Source organism: Lysinibacillus sp. BPa_S21, from assembly GCF_023337795.1.
Lineage (GTDB): Bacteria > Bacillota > Bacilli > Bacillales_A > Planococcaceae > Lysinibacillus.
This window is the reverse complement of the sequence record NZ_JALIRS010000001.1, coordinates 374217-393499: the sequence shown is the minus strand read 5'-3', so window position 1 is coordinate 393499 and position 19283 is coordinate 374217. Positions and strand designations below refer to the sequence as shown.

The 19283-nt window shown below is 33.3% G+C and carries 23 protein-coding genes and 1 pseudogene; 9 read left to right on the top strand and 15 right to left on the bottom strand.

Annotation, left to right across the window (positions count from 1 at the left end):
* Positions 1 to 181 precede the first annotated feature (181 nt).
* Positions 182 to 796 (top strand): FMN-binding negative transcriptional regulator, encoded by a 615-nt coding sequence (locus MOK21_RS01960; protein ID WP_249072295.1) that lies wholly within the window; start codon positions 182 to 184, stop codon positions 794 to 796.
* 91 nt (positions 797 to 887) lie between these two features.
* Here MOK21_RS01960 and paiA read toward each other — a convergent pair whose 3' ends face one another.
* The 7 genes from paiA to MOK21_RS01925 form a co-directional block, all read right to left on the bottom strand.
* Complete coding sequence (gene paiA, locus MOK21_RS01955) at positions 888 to 1367, bottom strand: spermidine/spermine N(1)-acetyltransferase (RefSeq protein ID WP_249072294.1); 480 nt, start codon at positions 1365 to 1367, stop codon at positions 888 to 890.
* Positions 1368 to 1574: 207 nt separating this feature from the next.
* A complete protein-coding gene (locus MOK21_RS01950) occupies positions 1575 to 2537 on the bottom strand; it encodes a proline dehydrogenase family protein (RefSeq protein ID WP_249072293.1) in 963 nt (320 codons plus the stop codon).
* A 131-nt stretch (positions 2538 to 2668) separates the two neighbouring features.
* Positions 2669 to 3481: an AraC family transcriptional regulator gene (locus MOK21_RS01945; protein WP_249072292.1), complete on the bottom strand. Its 813-nt coding sequence runs from the start codon at positions 3479 to 3481 to the stop codon at positions 2669 to 2671.
* 370 nt (positions 3482 to 3851) lie between these two features.
* Positions 3852 to 4748 (bottom strand): NAD(P)/FAD-dependent oxidoreductase, encoded by an 897-nt coding sequence (locus tag MOK21_RS01940; RefSeq protein WP_249072291.1) that lies wholly within the window; start codon positions 4746 to 4748, stop codon positions 3852 to 3854.
* 27 nt (positions 4749 to 4775) lie between these two features.
* Positions 4776 to 5090, bottom strand: a complete 315-nt coding sequence (locus MOK21_RS01935) for a thioredoxin family protein (protein ID WP_249072290.1) — start codon at positions 5088 to 5090, stop codon at positions 4776 to 4778.
* 132 nt (positions 5091 to 5222) lie between these two features.
* Positions 5223 to 6119, bottom strand: a complete 897-nt coding sequence (locus tag MOK21_RS01930) for an NAD(P)/FAD-dependent oxidoreductase (protein WP_249072289.1) — start codon at positions 6117 to 6119, stop codon at positions 5223 to 5225.
* Between the two features lie 234 nt (positions 6120 to 6353).
* A complete protein-coding gene (locus MOK21_RS01925) occupies positions 6354 to 6740 on the bottom strand; it encodes an Rrf2 family transcriptional regulator (protein ID WP_249072288.1) in 387 nt (128 codons plus the stop codon).
* Between the two features lie 567 nt (positions 6741 to 7307).
* Here MOK21_RS01925 and speD point away from each other — a divergent pair.
* The 3 genes from speD to MOK21_RS01910 all read left to right on the top strand — a co-directional run bounded on the left by speD (position 7308) and on the right by MOK21_RS01910 (position 10222).
* Positions 7308 to 8813, top strand: coding sequence for an adenosylmethionine decarboxylase (gene speD / locus MOK21_RS01920; protein ID WP_249072287.1), 1506 nt, complete (start codon positions 7308 to 7310; stop codon positions 8811 to 8813).
* Positions 8814 to 9162: 349 nt separating this feature from the next.
* Entirely contained in the window at positions 9163 to 9672 is a 510-nt protein-coding gene (locus tag MOK21_RS01915) for a hypothetical protein (protein WP_249072286.1), read from the top strand.
* A 61-nt stretch (positions 9673 to 9733) separates the two neighbouring features.
* Positions 9734 to 10222 (top strand): hypothetical protein, encoded by a 489-nt coding sequence (locus MOK21_RS01910; RefSeq protein ID WP_249072285.1) that lies wholly within the window; start codon positions 9734 to 9736, stop codon positions 10220 to 10222.
* Positions 10223 to 10597: 375 nt separating this feature from the next.
* On the opposite strand, the gene MOK21_RS01905 is transcribed toward MOK21_RS01910, so the two are convergent.
* On the bottom strand, positions 10598 to 11209 hold the full coding sequence (locus tag MOK21_RS01905) for an undecaprenyl-diphosphatase (protein WP_249072284.1): 612 nt from the start codon (positions 11207 to 11209) through the stop codon (positions 10598 to 10600).
* Between the two features lie 334 nt (positions 11210 to 11543).
* Here MOK21_RS01905 and MOK21_RS01900 point away from each other — a divergent pair, with 334 nt between their 5' ends.
* On the top strand, positions 11544 to 11942 hold the full coding sequence (locus MOK21_RS01900; RefSeq protein ID WP_249072283.1) for a glucosamine 6-phosphate synthetase: 399 nt from the start codon (positions 11544 to 11546) through the stop codon (positions 11940 to 11942).
* 85 nt (positions 11943 to 12027) lie between these two features.
* Here MOK21_RS01900 and MOK21_RS01895 read toward each other — a convergent pair whose 3' ends face one another.
* From MOK21_RS01895 to MOK21_RS01865, 7 genes and pseudogenes are all read right to left on the bottom strand, one after another.
* Entirely contained in the window at positions 12028 to 12804 is a 777-nt protein-coding gene (locus tag MOK21_RS01895; protein WP_249072282.1) for a class I SAM-dependent methyltransferase, read from the bottom strand.
* A 182-nt stretch (positions 12805 to 12986) separates the two neighbouring features.
* Complete coding sequence (locus MOK21_RS01890) at positions 12987 to 13148, bottom strand: TetR-like C-terminal domain-containing protein (RefSeq protein ID WP_249072555.1); 162 nt, start codon at positions 13146 to 13148, stop codon at positions 12987 to 12989.
* 110 nt (positions 13149 to 13258) lie between these two features.
* On the bottom strand, positions 13259 to 13474 hold the full coding sequence (locus MOK21_RS01885; RefSeq protein WP_249072281.1) for a hypothetical protein: 216 nt from the start codon (positions 13472 to 13474) through the stop codon (positions 13259 to 13261).
* 171 nt (positions 13475 to 13645) lie between these two features.
* Positions 13646 to 14186 (bottom strand): annotated as a pseudogene (locus MOK21_RS01880) (GNAT family N-acetyltransferase).
* Positions 14187 to 14342: 156 nt separating this feature from the next.
* Positions 14343 to 14849 carry a hypothetical protein gene (locus MOK21_RS01875; protein ID WP_249072280.1) on the bottom strand — a complete coding sequence of 169 codons (507 nt, stop codon included), beginning with the start codon at positions 14847 to 14849 and terminating at the stop codon, positions 14343 to 14345.
* A gap of 318 nt (positions 14850 to 15167) precedes the next feature.
* Positions 15168 to 15611 (bottom strand): GNAT family N-acetyltransferase, encoded by a 444-nt coding sequence (locus MOK21_RS01870; protein ID WP_249072279.1) that lies wholly within the window; start codon positions 15609 to 15611, stop codon positions 15168 to 15170.
* A gap of 25 nt (positions 15612 to 15636) precedes the next feature.
* Positions 15637 to 15954, bottom strand: coding sequence for a MazG nucleotide pyrophosphohydrolase domain-containing protein (locus MOK21_RS01865; RefSeq protein WP_053482762.1), 318 nt, complete (start codon positions 15952 to 15954; stop codon positions 15637 to 15639).
* A 141-nt stretch (positions 15955 to 16095) separates the two neighbouring features.
* On the opposite strand from MOK21_RS01865, the gene MOK21_RS01860 reads away from it, so the two are divergent.
* From MOK21_RS01860 to MOK21_RS01845, 4 genes are all read left to right on the top strand, one after another.
* Complete coding sequence (locus tag MOK21_RS01860) at positions 16096 to 16671, top strand: LOG family protein (protein WP_249072278.1); 576 nt, start codon at positions 16096 to 16098, stop codon at positions 16669 to 16671.
* A gap of 629 nt (positions 16672 to 17300) precedes the next feature.
* Positions 17301 to 18458 (top strand): hypothetical protein, encoded by a 1158-nt coding sequence (locus MOK21_RS01855; RefSeq protein ID WP_249072277.1) that lies wholly within the window; start codon positions 17301 to 17303, stop codon positions 18456 to 18458.
* Between the two features lie 204 nt (positions 18459 to 18662).
* On the top strand, positions 18663 to 18851 hold the full coding sequence (locus tag MOK21_RS01850; RefSeq protein ID WP_249072276.1) for a hypothetical protein: 189 nt from the start codon (positions 18663 to 18665) through the stop codon (positions 18849 to 18851).
* 79 nt (positions 18852 to 18930) lie between these two features.
* On the top strand, positions 18931 to 19239 hold the full coding sequence (locus MOK21_RS01845; protein WP_249072275.1) for an RNHCP domain-containing protein: 309 nt from the start codon (positions 18931 to 18933) through the stop codon (positions 19237 to 19239).
* Positions 19240 to 19283: the final 44 nt, after the last annotated feature.

The following is a 19283-nucleotide window of genomic DNA, read 5'->3' as shown; positions in this document are numbered from 1 at the left end:
TTCGTATGCTAACAAGGTACTTTAGTTACATAAAAACAGAATTGGTTCTAACTATGTTTTTATGTTTTAACAGCAACAATCTTTTTGAAAACAGCCTATAATAAAAACTACATTGTGGTAGAGAAAATCTTGTTTATTGTAACATCCCACAATGATTTCTATAAAGAAGGAGAGATTTTGCTTGTATATTCCTAAGTATTACAAAGTAACTGATTTAGAGGAAATCAAAGAGTTTATTAAAGACAATTCCTTTGCCACAATTATTTCAATAAGAAAAGGAAAACCAATAGCATCCCATGTACCATTATTATTGAATAAAATTAAGGATGAATATTACCTAACAGGTCACCTTGCATATGGAAATCCTCTTTGGAAGACTTTTGAGGATATAGATGAAATATTAGTTATATTTAATGGTCCACATGCGTATATTTCTTCTTCTTGGTATGAAAAGGAAAATGTACCAACCTGGAATTATCAATCAGTTCATGTTTATGGAAAAGCAAGTCTCATAGAAGGAAGTGAGTTAGAACAGGATTTAACTCTTTTACTTGAAAAATATGAGAAATTCCGTGAAAATCCTGTATTGTGGGATAAACTTTCTCCTGAAATGTTACAACAAGAGATAAAAGGAATAAAAGGATTTAGAATTAACATAAAGGAAGTTCAAGCTGCCTATAAATTAAGTCAAAATCGTAATGCTACTGATTACGCAAATATTATAAGCAAGCTTTCTAAAGAAGATGATCCTAATGCTGCTGCAGTAGCAGAAGCCATGAAGAAAAATAGAAAATGACTAAAACAGAAGGCAGAAATGTTGTTATCTCAACGTTTCTGCCATGAATATTTTATATATGTGTTTTTGTCATGATAATATCAATTTGTTCTTAATCACCCATATAAAAAGAGTGAGCTCCCGTTTGGATAAAACCTATTTTCTTATAAAAACCTATGGCATTATCATTCTTTTCCCAAACACCTAACCAGATGCTTTTTTTGTTTTGTGCTACGGCTCTTTCCATCGCTTTGTTGATTAAATGTTTGCCAAGCCCTTTTCCTTGATAGTTGTTTCTAATATAAATTCTTTCAATTTCGAGTGAGTCATCCCCCATAGCTTCAGATTGAGCCTCATTAACATTTACCTTTAAATAGCCCGCAGTTTCGTCGTCGTAATAGATGAAATAAAATTCCGAATTTGGATTGGACAATTCTTTCTCCAGCTGTAAAGTATTAAATGCTTTCTCCAAATAAGTTTTCATATTATCAGGTGAATTTTGATCTTTAAATGTGTCATTAAATGTTTCGATACTGATTTCTTGTAGTTTTATTAAATCTTCTATTGTACTCTTCCCTAACTTTACTGTCATTGATTACACTCCTTTATTATTAACTCTCTATAAATATTCATATTGTAAGTGCAACATAAAAGGCATGTATTCAATTTAACTTATTTTTGTTGTATTTGCAACAAAAATAACTATAGGAAATCTTAATTTTGTCACCCTTCACCCTTTAACATTTTTCTTATTCCATAAACGCGCTCGATTGTGGGAGATACTAAATTATAGGATATATTAGTAGGTATTTATTTTTTCTTTATCAGTATTTTGTTCAATTATATCTGAAATAAATGTATAAATATTCGATGGATATTCAGCAATACGATGAACTAAATATAAATACCACTCACTACCATATGTTACATAAACTTTAGCCTGGATATTATCCTCCTTTAAAGATCTTAATAAATCAGGTCGAACCCCATCTAGCATCTCTACCTCAACATTCGGACTATAAAGAAATCCTTTTGCTTTTAGGTCCATCAATAAATTTTCATCATGTGTAGCAACAGATAGTGGCTGATTACTATCTATACACATAGATACAAATTCTATATACCGTTTATTTAACTCTTCGGATCTTGCAATATACAGATCTTCAGACTCTTGATAAGCCCCCTTTACTAAACGTATTTTACCCGAGGTTTTCAATAGATCATTTAAGTCCATAGAAGAACGATTCAAATGAACTTGTAATGTTATCCCAACATTTGAAAATGACTTAGATATCCTTTTATATAGTGGTAAAATTTTATCTGTTTTTTGTGATTCTTCCATACTTATCATAAGTTGAATATTATGCTTTTGTGCTTCTTTTGCTAATTCTTCTAAATTAGTAAATGCTACTGCATCAGAAATCATCATTCCAATATGAGAAAGATCAAATGATACGGTAGCCTTCATTTGATTATTCCCGAGATCTTTTATTAATTCTTTGAATTCGTTTTTGGCAAGCATACAGTCTTCTTCGGATGTTGTATTTTCGCCGATAAATTCCAATGAAATCTGATAACCTTTGTTATATAGATATATAACGCGTTCTATCCCTTCCGTACGTGTTTCTCCGGCCACAAATCGGTTAGCACCTTTAATAAAAATCGGGAAAAGTTCTTTAGAATTTTGAAAATAGGCTTTTAGTACTTGATCTCTAGCAATCGATTTGAGTGCTTTGGAAAAGCGTCTTTCTTCATTAAACATGAAATGATCACACCCTTATTTTTTATCTTATTTAGGATTACATTTTTCCGATGATTGATTTTTACCCACAAAAATCAAACTCCTGCATTTGGATTGAACCTCAAATTAAATGGTAATAAATTTAAAGCAGATCATTTAAAAATATCCCTGTATTGCCCGGGGGTTAATCCAATAAATTCTACAAAGAAATTACTTAAATGACTTTGATCTACAAAACCTGTCTCTATTGCCGCATCAAGTGGTTTTACACCCTGTCCCAATCGTTTCTTTGCTTCATTAATACGTACCGTTTGTAAGTAACGATACGGGGTAATCCCCTTCATTCGTGTAAATGAGCGTAGCAGGGAATATTTGTTCATATTAGCTATCTTCGCTAAATCATCTAAAGCAATATGTTCTGCATAATGTTCTTCTAGGTAGTGACAGACATTTTCAACATCTTGATTAATAGCTCTCGGTTCTGTATCTTTGATGGCTTCGGTATATTCTTCGATAAGCTGTTGAATGAGAATATAAAAAGTTTCTTCTTTCTCTAAATCTGATATTTCATCCATAATCATCTGGTGAAGTTTTTGCAACAAATGAGCTTTTTCACTACGATAGGCAACAGGTGAAGCAAAGGATGGAAGATAATCTTGCCCTGTAATCTCTTTTGTAACTTTTCGCATGATTTCAGGCTTGATATTCAAGCAGCGATAGTCTAATTTTTCGTTATCAATTGATTCACAGGCGTGATTGTCCATGGGGTTAAAAAATATAATATCACCGGTACCTATTACATATTCTTTGTTCTTAGAAAATAATCGTCTTTGTCCACTCTCTATAAACCCAATCACATAATATTCATGGAAATGGTTCGGAAACTTTTGCATGATACCTTCAAAACGATAAGCTTCTATTTGTAGATCATAATCAAAACATACCGTTCTTTCTTCTCGTCCCATACGAACAGCCTCCTTTTGATTTCTGATAATTAATGTAACACATTTAGTTAATGCTCTCTTGTAAGATATTGACTAAAAAAATGGTGTGACAGTTTAAAAAACTGGCACACTAAAGGTTTCATTAATATTAAATCTACAACAATTAAAAGTGCCTGATGACACCTTAACTTTTTTACTGGGAAAACTAAATTAATTGTGGTTTTATCTTCATTCAGCAGGTGTTAAAGACCCTCTGAAAAGAAATTTCGAACACATTCATCTCACCATCTTTTAATATGGGAGTATATTAAAGATGATATTTCTTTCTCATAGTTCTAAGTAAGACATCTTGATAGGGGGCTACTCTTTGATAAAAAAGATCTAAATTTATTTAAAATTTCTCAATTGATATATCTGAATTAATTGTTATTGCTGCTTGAATTCCCGTTGCTTCTGAAAGAACAATTTCCGTTGGTGCAGGTTGAGCAGCATCACCGGCAGCATATACATTTTTTTCCGATGTTCTTCCAAAGTGATCAACAATGATTAACCCTTGTTCATCTAAATCACAGGAAAATCCTTGACCAATGGTATTTGTTGTATACATGGATGGGGTAACAAAACCTGCTTCCCGCTCAATTTCTAACCCATTTTCAAAAATAACACTATTCAATGTCCCATTAGATCCTTTCATTTTTTTAATCTTATTGGTAATCACATTTATCCCTTTATTCTCAAGCTCTTTCTTTTCATTTTCCTTTATTTCATGACCGTTTGTTGCCACGACTAAATTATTTGATAAGTTATAAATTATTTTAGCAGTTCGTGCAACATCGCCTGTTTCATTTATATAAATCAATTTTTTATCCTTTAATTCCCAACCATAGCCGTATGGCGAAGTAAAAATACTTTTATTATAATATTGCTGAATATTTGGGATATCAGTCTGTATTTTTGTACCATCTGTCAAAAGGATTTTTTCAGCAAGGAAACTCTCGCCATCTTCTGTATAAATTTTAAAAAGCTTATTGTCTGATTGTTTAATAGCCCTAACGCTTTGACTAACAATGGAATGTATAGTAGGGTATTGATTTAATTTTTCTTTTGCTACTTGCATGAATTCAATAGCTGCATTGCCATTTCTTGAAATACTCTCTTGAAGCTCGAATGCAAGATGGTCATTATTTGTATCAAACAATGCTACTATTCGATTCGCTCTACCTAACAATAATGCTGCATTTAATCCTGCTGGTCCTCCACCAATAATTGCACAATCAAAAATTTTCATCTATTTCCCTCCTGTATTTATGACGAATCAAACGCCAATAATTTGTTTTAGATTTTCAAAAGGAATGTATCCAACAATTGGTTCATGTAATTTATTATGAATAATTAAACGGGAATGAGGAATCCCAAGTACCTGGTATTCCGCTGCAAGCTCTGGGCTTTTGTCAACATTCACCCTTAAAATTTTCACCTTATCACTACATTCATCGTTAAGTTGATTAAGAACCATTCCGAACATTTTACATGGGCTACACCACTCCGCCCAAAAATTTATTAACACCATTTTTTCAGTTTCTAAGTGTTCTCTTAATTCTTGCTTTGTTGTTACATGTGCAATTGCCATAATTTTTCCTCCTTCATGGAAATATAAAATTTAAAGATAAAATATGCTTTACGTGTTAATTACCTGAACCTACAATCCCCCCTTTCAATAAATACTAAAGAGACCTTTAATATCCGTAATTAAAGTGAAGTTTTAAATTGTACTATCAAAAACAACTGCCATCGCGCTTTTATATCCTTCAGCAGCAGCAACTATTAATGAAGACTGACCCAATTTAGCTGTCTCCCCCGCTGCATAAACATTTTCCTGTGACGTTCGCCCTGCCTCATCTGTCACAATGCTACCATTTTCATTTAATTGACAACTAAGCTGCTCAGCAAATTGATTGGGACGTACAAAAATAGGGACTATAAATCCTCCAGCTCTTTCAATTTCAAGTCCAGAGCTAAACACTACTTTGTTTAAATATCCGTCCTCACCATTTAGATTCTGAATAGGTTCAGTAATAACTGTTATATCTTTTCTTTGTAGTTCATTCAATGTCGGAGTAGAAAGTTCCTGACCATTTGTCGCTATTACTAAATCCTTTGACCAGTTATAAATAAGCTTTCCTTTAAAAAGAGTATGTTCTTCATTTTCTGAAATAATAATTAGGGGTTGATCTCTTAATTCCCATCCATCACAAGTTGGGCAGCTAAATAAACTTTTTCCATAATACTTTTTAATGTCCGAAACCGATGGGAATTCCTCTTGTACACCTGTTGCTAATATAATTCTCTCTGCAACAATCTCTACATCTTCTAACGTTTCAATTTTAAACAATCCGTTTGATTGCTTTGTTATATTCATAACCGTGTTTTTATAAAAATGAACTGATGAGTATTTTTTTACATCATTTATAGCTATTTCTTTAAACTCTGCTGGTTTAATCCCATCACGTGTTAGAAACCCATGTGATTCCTGAGTCACTCGATTCCGATTTGTCCCATTATCAAATAACGCGACTTTTTTACGGGACCTTCCTAAAATCAAACTTGCATTTAAACCAGCGGCACCTGCACCTATAACTGCACAATCAAAAAATTCCATGTAACTTTCCTCCATTAATTGTTTAGAGTACATGTTGTACAACATGCATTTTAGTCCAAAATTAAAGTTTAAACAGCATAATCTAAGCTATAACCATTTGATATTTTTAAAAATAAGCACCAAGAAAAATTCCAGAGTGTAAAAATTCTAAGATCGCCCGTTAACTTTTTAAAGACTTAAAAGACTCATTATATCCGCAATTGTTCAAAAAATAATAGTGGACTAAATCCACGACTATTTTTTCACAAGATCCGATATTTTTCTATTTCTTAGCTCATTCTCCAGTTTTTCTTCCGCAGATAACATTACTTCTTTTATTACACACTTAGGATCATTGTATAAACAACAATCAAACAACGAAGATTTGCCTTCAACTGCATGTATAATATCTAAAAATGAAATATCTTCCCAATCGTGACGAAGTGTATATCCACCATTAGCACCCGAAACGGAGTTGATCATTCCCTCTTTTACTAACTTAGTTAGTATTTTAGATAAATAAGTGGGAGAGACATTTTGCATCTCAGCTAATTGTTGGACACCCATTGGTTTATTTGGTATTTGTTTTGCAAGAAAAAGCATTGTGTGTAGTGCATAATTGGTAGCCTTAGAATATTTCATTACTGTTATTCACCCCAATAAAAGACTTTATATGTCCATAATAGCACTGAATATTAGCTATTTCAATATTTATGCCTTCATGTTGAAAAAAGATGTACTGTTCGCAAGTTTCCTGATTACATTTATCTCCAAAAAAATAAATGTTCCATCATAAATGCCTAGCTTTATGTTCTAATTATTTTGATGGCTCATCCTTCGCAATTTGTATAAGGACATTCCTATCCCCTTTTATAAATTACTATCCACATTTTGAGCAAAATTCACAGATTAGCGAGAAATACTAAAATTTGCATATTTACTATATCTATTATATAGTTGAAGTACTATTTTATTAAAGGGTGAACTTTTTGTTACTGTAGAATTCTAATCTAAATCAACGTTATAGCTTAATTTTGTTGAACAATACCACCTTTTATGGGTGTTATTTGTTGTGCAAAAAATAGCAGGATTAGAATTAGTGAGCTTAGTATAAACTTTAGCGCGACTAATTTTAGTCGCGCTTTTTCTATTCGTTGATTTAGACAATTTTAATTTTGTACTTATTAAAATTGAGAGGACGATTCTACAATGCAAAAACAATTACAACAAATTACAGCTGATATGCAGCTTGAAGAACATTATCATACATTAGAAAAAGCTCTACTTTCTTTATATTTCTATAAAAATTGTACAACTAAATCTTTAGCTTATATGACAGACTTACCAATACCCATCGTTTCAGCAATGAAGAAAGAATTTGCCAAACAAGGTTGGGGGAAACATAGCTTAACGAAAAAAGGCAAGCTAGCCGTTTCGCAATATTTTCAACTCTCAGGTGCCAATGCTGAACTCTACCTTCAATTAACGACAGATGAAGCATTTCGGACAGAATGGATTAATCAACATATAAGCGAATTAAGCACTATTTATGATGCTAGACCTACAGCTGACGTGGCAATTGATCAAGCAAAATGTACAGTTGAGACAGCCTTAAAACGTGCATTGCTTGCACTGGATTATTCGATGCTACTCAATAAGCGTATTTTGTGTTTAGGCGATGATGATTTTATCAGTATTGCACTAGCGTTTTTACTAAAGAAAATCGCTCCACATTCTGCAACTAAAATTGTTGTGTTAGATATTGATAGACGCGTTTTAAGGACTATTGACAAAATAGCTAAAGACTATGAGATTCCGATTAAAGCAGATTATTATAACGTTCAGAAGCCACTACCAAATCGATACGCTCAACAGTTTGATTGCGTATACACAGATACACCATATACCTTGATTGGCGCACAGCTCTTTTTATCTCGTGCAATTGATGCACTAAAGCCAGAAGCAATGCGGCATGTGTTTTTTTCCTACGCCAAACGTAGCTATCAAAAACAGTGGGAGCTACAGCAAAGCTTACATGCTATGGGCTTTGTAATTAATAGTATTAAATACGACATAAATACTTATGAAGGTGCGCAGATTTTAGGCGCTACAAGCCAGTTATTTGTTTTACAAACAACCGATCAAATGATTCCCTACATTCCTAATCAGCGTAAATTTACGCGATCAATTTACACAGGAGAGGTTGAGCGGAAATCTGTTGTTTATCAGTGTAATCATTGTAAGAACTCACTTACAGTAGGTGCTGGCAACGAATATACTACGATTACTCAACTTCATTCCAGCGGTTGTGCGTATTGCAAAAACAACAAGTTTTCACAAATTAAGAGAACAGTAGAAAAATCACAATCCCAGCAAGCATTAGGGCATCATATTTTATTAGAGTTGCACGATTGCAATGTTGCCTTGCTCAATGACGTACAACAAATTAAAAAGATTATGTGTCAAGCTGCCCATAAAGCAAAGGCAACAATTGTGACCGAACATTTCCACCATTTTTCACCTTATGGAGTTAGCGGTGTAGTCATTATTCAAGAATCACATTTGACTATTCATACGTGGCCAGAATTCGGTTATGCCGCAATAGATGTTTTCACTTGTAACAGTAAATTAGCGCTACAACAGGCTGTCCAATATATTACTGAGCAATTTAATGCAGGAAATGCCACACAGCATTATGTACATCGGGGTAAATAAAAATGAGTAGTATAAGCCCATAAAATCAAAACAGGCTGGGACAGAACTCGATTATTTTGAAAAATAGCACTTCAATTAGTAGAGTGTTCCTTCCTAAATCAAAAAATGTTAAGCCGAAATACAACCGGTTTAACATTTTTCTTTTTGTCCAACCTCACTTTGTAGAATTAAAATGCCCTTTAGCTTCCCACGAAGGCAACCAAAATCAAGCAGCTTCTTCACGATTAGGTTGTGACAGTTACAACTTAGTCGTTTAAATAAAGTTGTTTAAAATTTGAACTTTTAATATCTGTTCGTTTATAATTAAAATAAGCGAACGAATGTTCCTTTTTATTAAGGGGGATAGATTATGAGTGGTGTGAAATGGTTATATATTTCTAAAGAATGTAAAGTTTATAAGGTTCCTAATCCTAAGAACGGGAAGTTTAAAGAATTAAAGGAACTTTCAGGGCAAGATGTTTTAAAAGTCATGCTTTATTACGAAACAAAAGATAGAAAACCGGATAAGCTAATATTTGTTGAATTTGACCGAGTTAATCTTGATTCTGAAGGTATATATGAGTTGAATGATGAAAGGAACAGCAAGGTGTTGAAAAATGCATTTCAGTTTATTTATAATACACCTCAAGAACTGGCAGATAACAAATCACCTTTTGAATTACCTCTAGCACCTAGTGTTCCATCTATTAACGAAAAAATAGCTTTATATGAGTATTTAAATAAAAAATTTCCTAACTTAGGAAAAAATGCACCGGTAGTCGTAGAAAATAAAATATGCTCACTAAAAAAAATACATCAAGAAAAAATTAATATGATTAAAGAAGCTAATAAATTGAGAATAAGTAGTAGTAGAAAGTAAACTATTATATTGTAGTCATTGTGAAAAATAGTAATGACAAATTATTTAGGAGTGGTTCGTTATGGATTACAAAACCATGGTAGAAGAAAAATTTGGGAAGCCATTAAAGGAAATTATGTATGTAGTTTGTGTAGAAAAAGGAATGGAGAAGTGGGAGGGTGCCGAATTGCTAGGTGTTCCAATTAAAACATTTACAGCATGGCGTTCTAAGTTTCGCTTCGGACCAATGCAAGTTCAAGCAGATAAAGCTGACAAAATGAGAAAAGAAACGATTGAAAAGTATAATGACGAATTAAAAGAAGTTAATTTAGCACGACCATTTGAGAATAAAGGGGAAAATTCATTAAAAGAATTTAAAGAACTAACTGAAAGAATTTTAGAATTAGAAAAATATAAAAGAACTATTCAAGAAGTAGCGCCAATGTCGGAAATAGCGATTACATTGAAAATTGGAATGTTAGAGTCAACTCTTGAGTCAATAATCCAGTTTGAGAGTGGTAAACTATACGATCAATATATGTTTGAGTTACAAAATTTAAAAGATGATTAAATTTGATTCTCATTAAGCGATTTAATCAAACTTTTTTGAAAAGCTACCTAAATATCAATTTAGTTATTTTGATTAATCTTTAGTCAGAATAATTAGGTTTAGTTTGTTGTAAAATCAACGTTTGCAAAGTAGTTTTTCAAACATTATTCTAAACCTACATAACATTGATGTATCTTATATATCTGTTCATTTTGTACTTCTAAGATTTCTTTAACATATTGATACAAATTTAATCCTTTTATTTTGCTTAAATAAAGATAAAGAGGCTAGGACAAACCCCAACTAAAAAACCGGTGAAATTTTACTGATCGTAGAATTTCACCGGCTTTTTAGTTTAGAGATGGGTTTTGCCTCAGCCTCTTCATCTTTGCTTTATTAATTTCCTTGACTTAAATCTTTAGGTCCGAATTTCGCTAAAAAAGGGATGCGTTTCGTTAGTTTGTTATAAATACTGAATAGAACTTGTACCACTGGCTCCAATATGTTGGAGAATTTGATAATGACAAAACCTGCCCCCAGTGACAAAAGGGCTCCGCCAATTACGTCCGCTGGATAATGAACCCCTACGAAGATTCGCGAAATACCTACTAAGATAGCCCATATTAACACAGGATACTTCCACGAGTCTTTTCGTAAAAGTAACGTCCATGCTAGAGCGAATACTAAGACTGAATGATCACTGACAAACGAAGAATCATCAGCATGTGGTACTAACTGATGAACATCATATGTAATGAATGGTCGCGCATGATAGTAAAATAAGTGAATGAGTGCGTTTAGACCCAATCCAAGTATAACTGTAAAGACAATATAAAAAGCAGTATATTGTTTTTCTGTCCTTTTTTCTTTGTTTGCTGTAAACCATAAAAATAACATGAATACGATGACGACATACGGAACGCTATCTGTAATGAAAATCATCCCTTTATCAAGTAAAGGATAGCGACCAGCTAAATCATTAATCCATTGAAAAATTCCATAATTCATTTTGTAAATCTCCTTGCATTTAATTTCTTAGTAAATATAGTTCCTCATATTAAATAAGTAAGGATCGTTTTCCCGTAAGTTTGAATCTATCGTTGGTCAAAGTGATATATACCGATTAATTCCAGTTGAATTCCTTGCTTACTTTCATAAATGACGTCATGGTAAGCAGTATAGTTTCCTCATTTTAAAAATACCCTTTCATAAAAACAAGGAACGATGGAACTCCCGTAGTCATCCCCTACAATATTTAAACCTAATTTAGAAAATATTATAGTAAGCTAGCAAAAATCAGCATAAAGATGATAAAATATTTTAATAAAGGGGGGCTTTAAATATGGGGAAATTAAGCAAAAGGAATATACTGTGGATTGTGCCAATCGCGATTTTAGGGGTATTTTGGTATTTTTACGGTCCACAAAAGGATATAACCGATAATGAATATATTACATATGTTAAAAACTATTCATTTGAAAATAGTCATAAAACTTTAGAGTCTGGCCTTGCAAACGCTTGTGAAAATCCTTATTGGGTGTATTTTGAAACACAAAAAGGACAGAACGTTGTTGAATTTAAAGGAGACTGTCCTGTCAATAATAAAATCGAAAAAGTGAATGTTCAATTTTTAGTTGATCGAGATATGACAAATGTGAGATATGGCGCAATGCTGGTCAATAATAAAATGCAAGAAGAAGCAGATCGCGATCAATACCTAGTCGCTATAGTTGGTAAATAAATAGAAAAATGCTCTCGTTTGTACAGTGAACGCGAGCATTTTTCTATTCCTTAAAATGATTGATAGTAGGGCCCAACGAATTTTTTCATTTCACTGCTTTCCAAATCGTCCATCTGTCCTTCTCTACTATAGCACCCTCAGTTGATATGGTTTTATCCATATCATTCACTAATTCCATTAACTCTTCATCGTTTAACTCGTGTAAAATACTTCGACCCGTTCTTCCCTGTAAACCCTTTAATAATTGTTCTTTCTGTTCATACACCTTTCTTGTTTCCCAGAGCTTTACTTCTTTAATCTCACTAAACCCAATTTCTTTAAGTGTCTCAATGACTAATTCACTACTATGTCTGCGTTTAATTTCTTGTTCCTTTAATTTTGGAAAACGCTCAAAGAAATAGCCTCTAATATGATTGTCATCCCCTTTTAAAAGACAATCTTCAGGTGTCCGATCCTGGATAATATAGACCCCTTTATCCTCTAAAATTCTATATGCCTCTTGAAAACAAGCCTTTAAATCCTGAATATGATGAATTAAAGCTCGTTCCAGTACTAACTGGAAGCTGTCATCGTCTAAGCCTGTATCCAATGCATCTCCTTGCTTGAAAGTAATATTATGATAGTCTTTACAATTTTCTTTTGCCCCAACAAGCATAGCCTGTGAAAAATCAACAACTATTACAGAAGGTACGCCCATATCTGCTAATGCTTTAGCATAAATTCCTCCGCCACAGCCAATATCTGTAGCCTTCGAAGTAGTCATGCTAGGGACAAGTTCTTTCATTGCTTCCACCCATGATTGGTCTGCATGCCGAGTAGTATAAGTAGTTTGATTCTCTTTATTGTGAAAATCAATGCCCATCTTCATCACTCTTTTCTGTTTTTTATACCATTCTTTATTACTAACATTATTTTACAACCGCTTTGTATATAAGTAAAATCAATGTTAATTATTAATTTCAATAAGTTTCACTTATCGAAATTAGCGTTGATATCGAAAAAAATCGTTGAGTTTTCCATGATCAAGCACTTCTTTATCGCTTTCTACTCACTATCTTTTTCAATAATTGAACGTAATCCACTTGCTTCAAAAGTTCCTTTTAACATTGTTTCCATCAACATCGTTGCTATTTCCTCAGGTGATTGTTGCGTATCATGTTGCAGCCAGTAAGTAATAACCCCCAAAATAGCATTTGAGTTACCCATTTCTTTCAAAAATCTTAATATTCCTATTAAATTAATGAATCCTCAATCCAAATTCTTTTCTCAAAAAAACCCATGCAATTTTAATTACTTTTTGCATGAGTTATTTTTATTTATTTTGAATCTACGGATTGGATAATGTTTAGCTCAAGTATTCGAATTTCCTTATTTAGCTTTGCAATGGCTGCTTCAATTTGTTCAAAGCAATCCTTTTGTCTTTTACTGACACTGTGCGTGGATATCGCTTCTTTTAATGCTGCTTGCCCTGCATATAGAATTTCAAGTAAATCCAACTTTTCAAAATAAGCTGTACTATATTGTATTCCCATTTCACAAAGCCCCTTACTTTTACTTTTTCATCACTCATAATAATCCTAGCCATTACTAGCACTATATCCGAAATAAGCAAGCACAAAACTATGTCATAGTTATCATTTTTTATCAAACAATAAATGATTTTACGTAGGTTAAGAGACTTTTTACTTAAAAGAAAGTTTTTCTTATCTGTTTTTTAAAATAGAATAGATAAATGTATCGCGTGACTGACCATTTTGATATATATAATCTCTTAGCGTTCCTTCCTTTACAAAGCCTATCTTAGTTAGCAGCTTATTCGAGGCTTCATTTTCCAAAAATACAACAGCGCCTATACGTGTCAGCCCCATATGCTCAAACCCATACGATACAATTTTGGAAACCGCTTCTTGCGTATATCCTTTTCTCCAATAATCAGGATGAATTTCATAGCCGATTTCTGCTCGTCTGTGAGTAGGCGACCATACATTAAAACCAATTGTCCCGATTATATCCTTAGTTCCCTTTCTTTCAATTCCCCATCTAATGCCTCTTTTTTCAGCAAAGTTCTTTGAAAATAATTTCACTAAATTTTCTGCCTGCCTCATCTCTATAAATGGCTCTTGCCCATAATAGCGTGTGACATCTTCATTTGAAAAACACTTAAAAACACTTAAAAACACTTTGTGCATCATCCTGCGTCAGCTCTCTTAAAATCAGTCTTTCTGTTTCTAAAATAGGAAACATTGAAACTCCCTCCTTCTCTACTTTCCTCTATTCTCCACACTCAATTCAAAATCCTTTAACAACAAAAAAGCACACCCGATAAAAAGTGTACTTACTTTGTTTAATTGATTTTCTAAATTTGAGCGGCTATGGCATCTTTTAGGGGTGGCTGCTTCTTTACTGAAAATAATAATTGACTACTTCCTCAGCCGAATGAAAAATGATATTACTTTGCGTTTTATAAATAAACTTTGGTGAAGTACAAGCTTTTTCAAGACTTTTCGCGTACTTTAATGTATCTGTCATTTGCTCGATAATATCAGAATACCCATCAAGATTATTGGAGATTTTCGGCATCATTGTATCAGAAACGTCTAAAACAATGGAAACTTGATCTTCCGCAAAACTATTTAAATTAATGAAAAAGCACTCCTCCAAATCTTTCGAATGCTTATCAACATTTATAACAGCTTCACTATACTTTGCAATCAGTCCAGTCGATGTCTCCGTAATCGTAAAGCCCTGTTCCGTAAGTTTTTTATTAATGGCATTTAAAAAAGCATTGACTTCTGCATCCATTTTAGGTGTGACAGTCGTCTGCATTAAATGATCACAATTTTGATGAATGGTATCAATTTCTGCCTGCTTATCAACTAGTAATTTGAAGTTTGATATCGAGTACACACTAAATCTCCCCTTTTTTATAAGTTTGACATTAGGGTGTTTTTTTAGTCATCTTTCAACCATATATTTTTTTGAATAATGCTCTAATTTAGAAGAGAGAGGATTGTAAGTCTGAAGTAGGTAGTAGAAACTCGAAGAAAATAGTTGTTCAGTTAATATTGAACATTCATGGATATAACCAAAGGCTGTCTCAAAGAGTTAATCAGACAGCCTTTCTAACAATCAATTATGCCTCAGCATGAATCGGCTTTGTGCTCAGGCCTGCAAATGTTAATTTGTGCGAAAGCGTAGCGACATTTGGACACCTGCTGAAAGAAGTTAATCTAGATGTTTTACCATCGTATAATAGCTGCTTCCAGGTGGATAATCTTTTATTTCTCCTACCACTTGATAGCCTCTTGCTTCATAAAACGTACGTGCTTGAAAATCATAAGTCGTTAACAATGCTTTCGTAGCACCCATTTGCTTTGCCGTTTCTTCAGCTTTTGCTAGTAGCTGTCCTCCAATACCTTTTCCACGGAATTCTTTACTAAACCAAAACTTGTTGATTTCTACCCATCCCCAATAAACCTCCGCAGTGATGCCGCCGATCCATTGCTGTTGATGATCAGATACGATTAAATTTAACGGACGAACAGAACCCTTTTCTCTACTTTTTTTATGGTACGGTGAATGTTCATCGTTGTATTCCCGAATCTTTGCATTTAAAAATGTAGTAAAGTCATCATGATTTTCTACTAAAATCTCAACTTGATAATCCATATGAATCCCCTTTCCATATGTATTTCTATGCTTTGTAACGTTCCATTAGTTTTTCTTGATGCGCTGAAAAAATTTCTTCTAGTGAAATATCATATTTATTCGCTATTACGATGATATTCCCTAATACATCCCCAAGCTCTTCTACTAATTCTTGCTTATTTTCCTCGTAAGATTGAATCTTTTCATCTGGTCTATCTCTACCAATTTCCAACGCTCGTATAGCTCTTGCTACTTCCCCTGTTTCTTCAGCTAGGAAGCCAATGCGTGTGAAAATACTTAAATCAGACCAACCGCGTGTATCATAGTAATCCTTCAGCCATTTTTGAAACTCATTTAATTCCATTTTTTCTTCCTCCATTTCTTTCCTCTTAAAATTAAATTATACTATAAAAGTGAAACTTGCATCAGAGTGGATTGATCATCTCCTATGGTTAGAAGTTCACTATAATGCGGAAAGAAACTTATCTGATATGGAGGATTAATTATGGATAGTATTGCAGTATTTTGCGGATCAAGCATCGGTGCTTCTGAGGCATATAAAGAAGGAGCTATTCTTCTAGGAAAAGAATTAGCAAGACGTAATATTACCTTAATCTATGGCGGAGCGAGTGTAGGCGTGATGGGGGCAGTTGCAGATACAGTTCTTCGTGAAGGCGGCCAGGTAATTGGGGTTATTCCGACGTTATTAGAGGAACGCGAAATTTCTCATAAGCATTTAACTGAGCTAATTGTCGTCAATTCTATGCATGAACGCAAAAGTAAAATGATGGAACTAGCTGACGGTTTTATTGCTTTACCTGGAGGACCTGGTACGTTAGAAGAATTATTTGAAGTATTCACTTGGAATCAAATCGGCCTTCTACAAAAGCCTTGTGGTATTTTAAATATCAATCATTATTACGATTTACTCATTGGGTTATTTGACCATATGCAAAACGAACAGTTTTTACAAGCTCAATATCGAAATGCACTACTTGTTGATGAAGATGTTGCGGGACTATTAGATAAATGTGCAGCCTATGTTCCTCCTGCAGTTAAAACATATCAAACGAATAAATGACGTTATGGATGAAAGCAACTTATTTTAGGATAGTAAAATCCTTTACTATTTCCATACCAAAAACAGCTGAAATATATGAATTCAGCTGTTTTTTCACTTTCTTTTCTTTAATAAAATGAGCAAAATCCTGTGACACAAAGGCAGTCTATTAACACCCAGAAGTTAAAAAATAAATGATTAGAAAAAGGATTGAAAAAGGATATTTCGTAGTCAAAATATGGATTGATGTCATTTTGAAATGATACGATTCGGTAAATCGTTATGCTCAAAATCAGCACAAGCACCCCTGAATAGCAGGCTTGAAATAGTTTCCTTTTCGCTAAAAAACGTTCATGTACCTTTTCAAAAAGCAAAGAAAAAATAAAGAATAATTAACATCGGAAATACAACAAACATTAAGCCCAGATTTCCATTTCCTCCCACAAAATTGTCATCTGCGGGGTTGAATGAAATGGTAGCCATTTTTTTGAAATCTTCATGTTACGACGTTTTTCATCTTTTATACTAAGCACAACCACAGAATGTTTTGAACCATTTAACTTTTTGTAAAAATAACGAACCTTTTTATTTGGTAATTCGTCTAAATATTGGAAACACGATGTTCCAAATTAAAAAAGGGGGAAATGATAATGAAAGTACCGATTAAAAAGTATTGGATAATTGCTTCAGCACTAACTATAGGAATGGCTGTTCTTACGCCACTACAAGCAGGTGCTACTTCAGTAGAACCAACAAATGGTGTTACTGTACAAATCGAACAGCAAATTACAGGAAAGATTAAATCTATTAGCGGAGATGGGATTGAATTAAAAGGCAGGGACGGTAAAAACTACTATATCGGTTTCTTTAAATTTTCTGAAGAACAACTAGAGAAAATGAACTTAGTAGAAGGACAGGAAATCACAGTTGAAGGTAGTGTAGCAGAGGATTATTTAGACTTCTACACATTCGAAGCATATAAAAAGTATTTGCCTAAAGAGGTATCAAAAGATGACTTAACTAAGTTAGAGAAAATGTTTAATGAAGTAAAAAAGCTGGAAAAAGAAGCTTCAAAAGCATATGAAAATAATGCGATGGAAGAAGCAGAACAGAAATATGAGGAATTGGGTAAAATTTATGTAGAGATGAGAAAAATTACTAGACCATATTATTTAGCTAATTGGCAGCCCCAAACATTTGAAGAGTATTTGGGGGATTATGAATTTAGTGAAAACAATATAGTTATTTCAGAAAATGATAAAAAACAGCTTCAAGCTATTTATGAAGAATGGGTAAAGCTTGAAAAAGATGGCCAAGAAGAAAAAGCTAATGAAAAAATGGACGAATTTCATAAAATCCTAAAACCATATTTCGAAGAGCTTTATCCACCTTTACCATTTGAGAAATATATGGAAGACTTTGAGTTAGTAGATATCCCTGCTGAAACTTTAGCAAAACTAAAAAATCTTTATGAGGATGCCCGAAAAGCAGAAAAAGATGATAATCCTGAATTGTATGACAAACTATTTGGGGAATTCTATGACATCATTCATCAATTCTTAAAACCTCAAACATTTGAAGAATACATGACTGACTTTGATTTTGAAGTTAGTGAAGCGGATCTTAAACAATTAAAACAGCTTTATGAAGAAATCTTAAAGCTAGATAAGAAAGAAGAACAAACAAAAATTGAAGAGAAATGGGAAGCATTCCACACTATTTTAGAGCCATATTTTAAAGCAAATAAAGAAATTTTAATTTCAGCTTCTAAAGTAACCATTAATGGCGAAGAATATCTTCCGCAATAAGTAAAAGATTTGGGGTGTCTCACAATCATTGAAATGACTGTTGAGATTCCCCTTTTTTTATCTAAAGTCAACTTTGGTCCTCCATCAATCCGAAAAATTATTTGAATAATTTAATTTATCTGGTAATCTTTTAGTGAATGAAAATGATATGGGGTGATAAATTGACATTTCATCTATTCAAAACAATTGCTCGTTAGGGGACGAATGCCGAAGTCAGTGAATATAGGAGAACACCTACTAGTGGAAGATGGAGCGGTCCGTCTTACAGTGGTTGACACAAAAATACAAAAACAATCGTGGTCCGGATCAAAGGATGAAATAAGTCTTTGTGCAGTAGGAACTAGAAGTAATCGTTTTGAAGAGCAAGACGGTGAATTGGTTAATTCCCTATAAAAGCCTGATACTACTATTGTAGAAAAAGAAAACGGAACCCTTTCTCCAATGTTGAAATAACATTTTGGAGGAAGAGCAATTGAGTAGAAAAAATGAAAATACAGCATTTCAATGTGAAAATTGCGGTACAATGGTTGAACCATTAACGAACGGCAGTTTCCGAAATCATTGTCCAAATTGTTTATTTTCGAAGCATATGGATAATGTTCCAGGAGATCGAGCAAGTTCTTGTAGAGGCATGATGAGACCCATTGGAATCGATTACACTGGAAAAAAAGGCTTTCAGCTTATTCATCAATGTACAAAATGTCAAAAGATTAATCGTAATAAAGTGGCTGTTGATTCCATTCAAGAGGATCAACTTATCCCCTTTATGCAATCCGTTTAGGTAAAGTATTCTTCGAAAGACACATTGGAAAGTAACTTCAATGT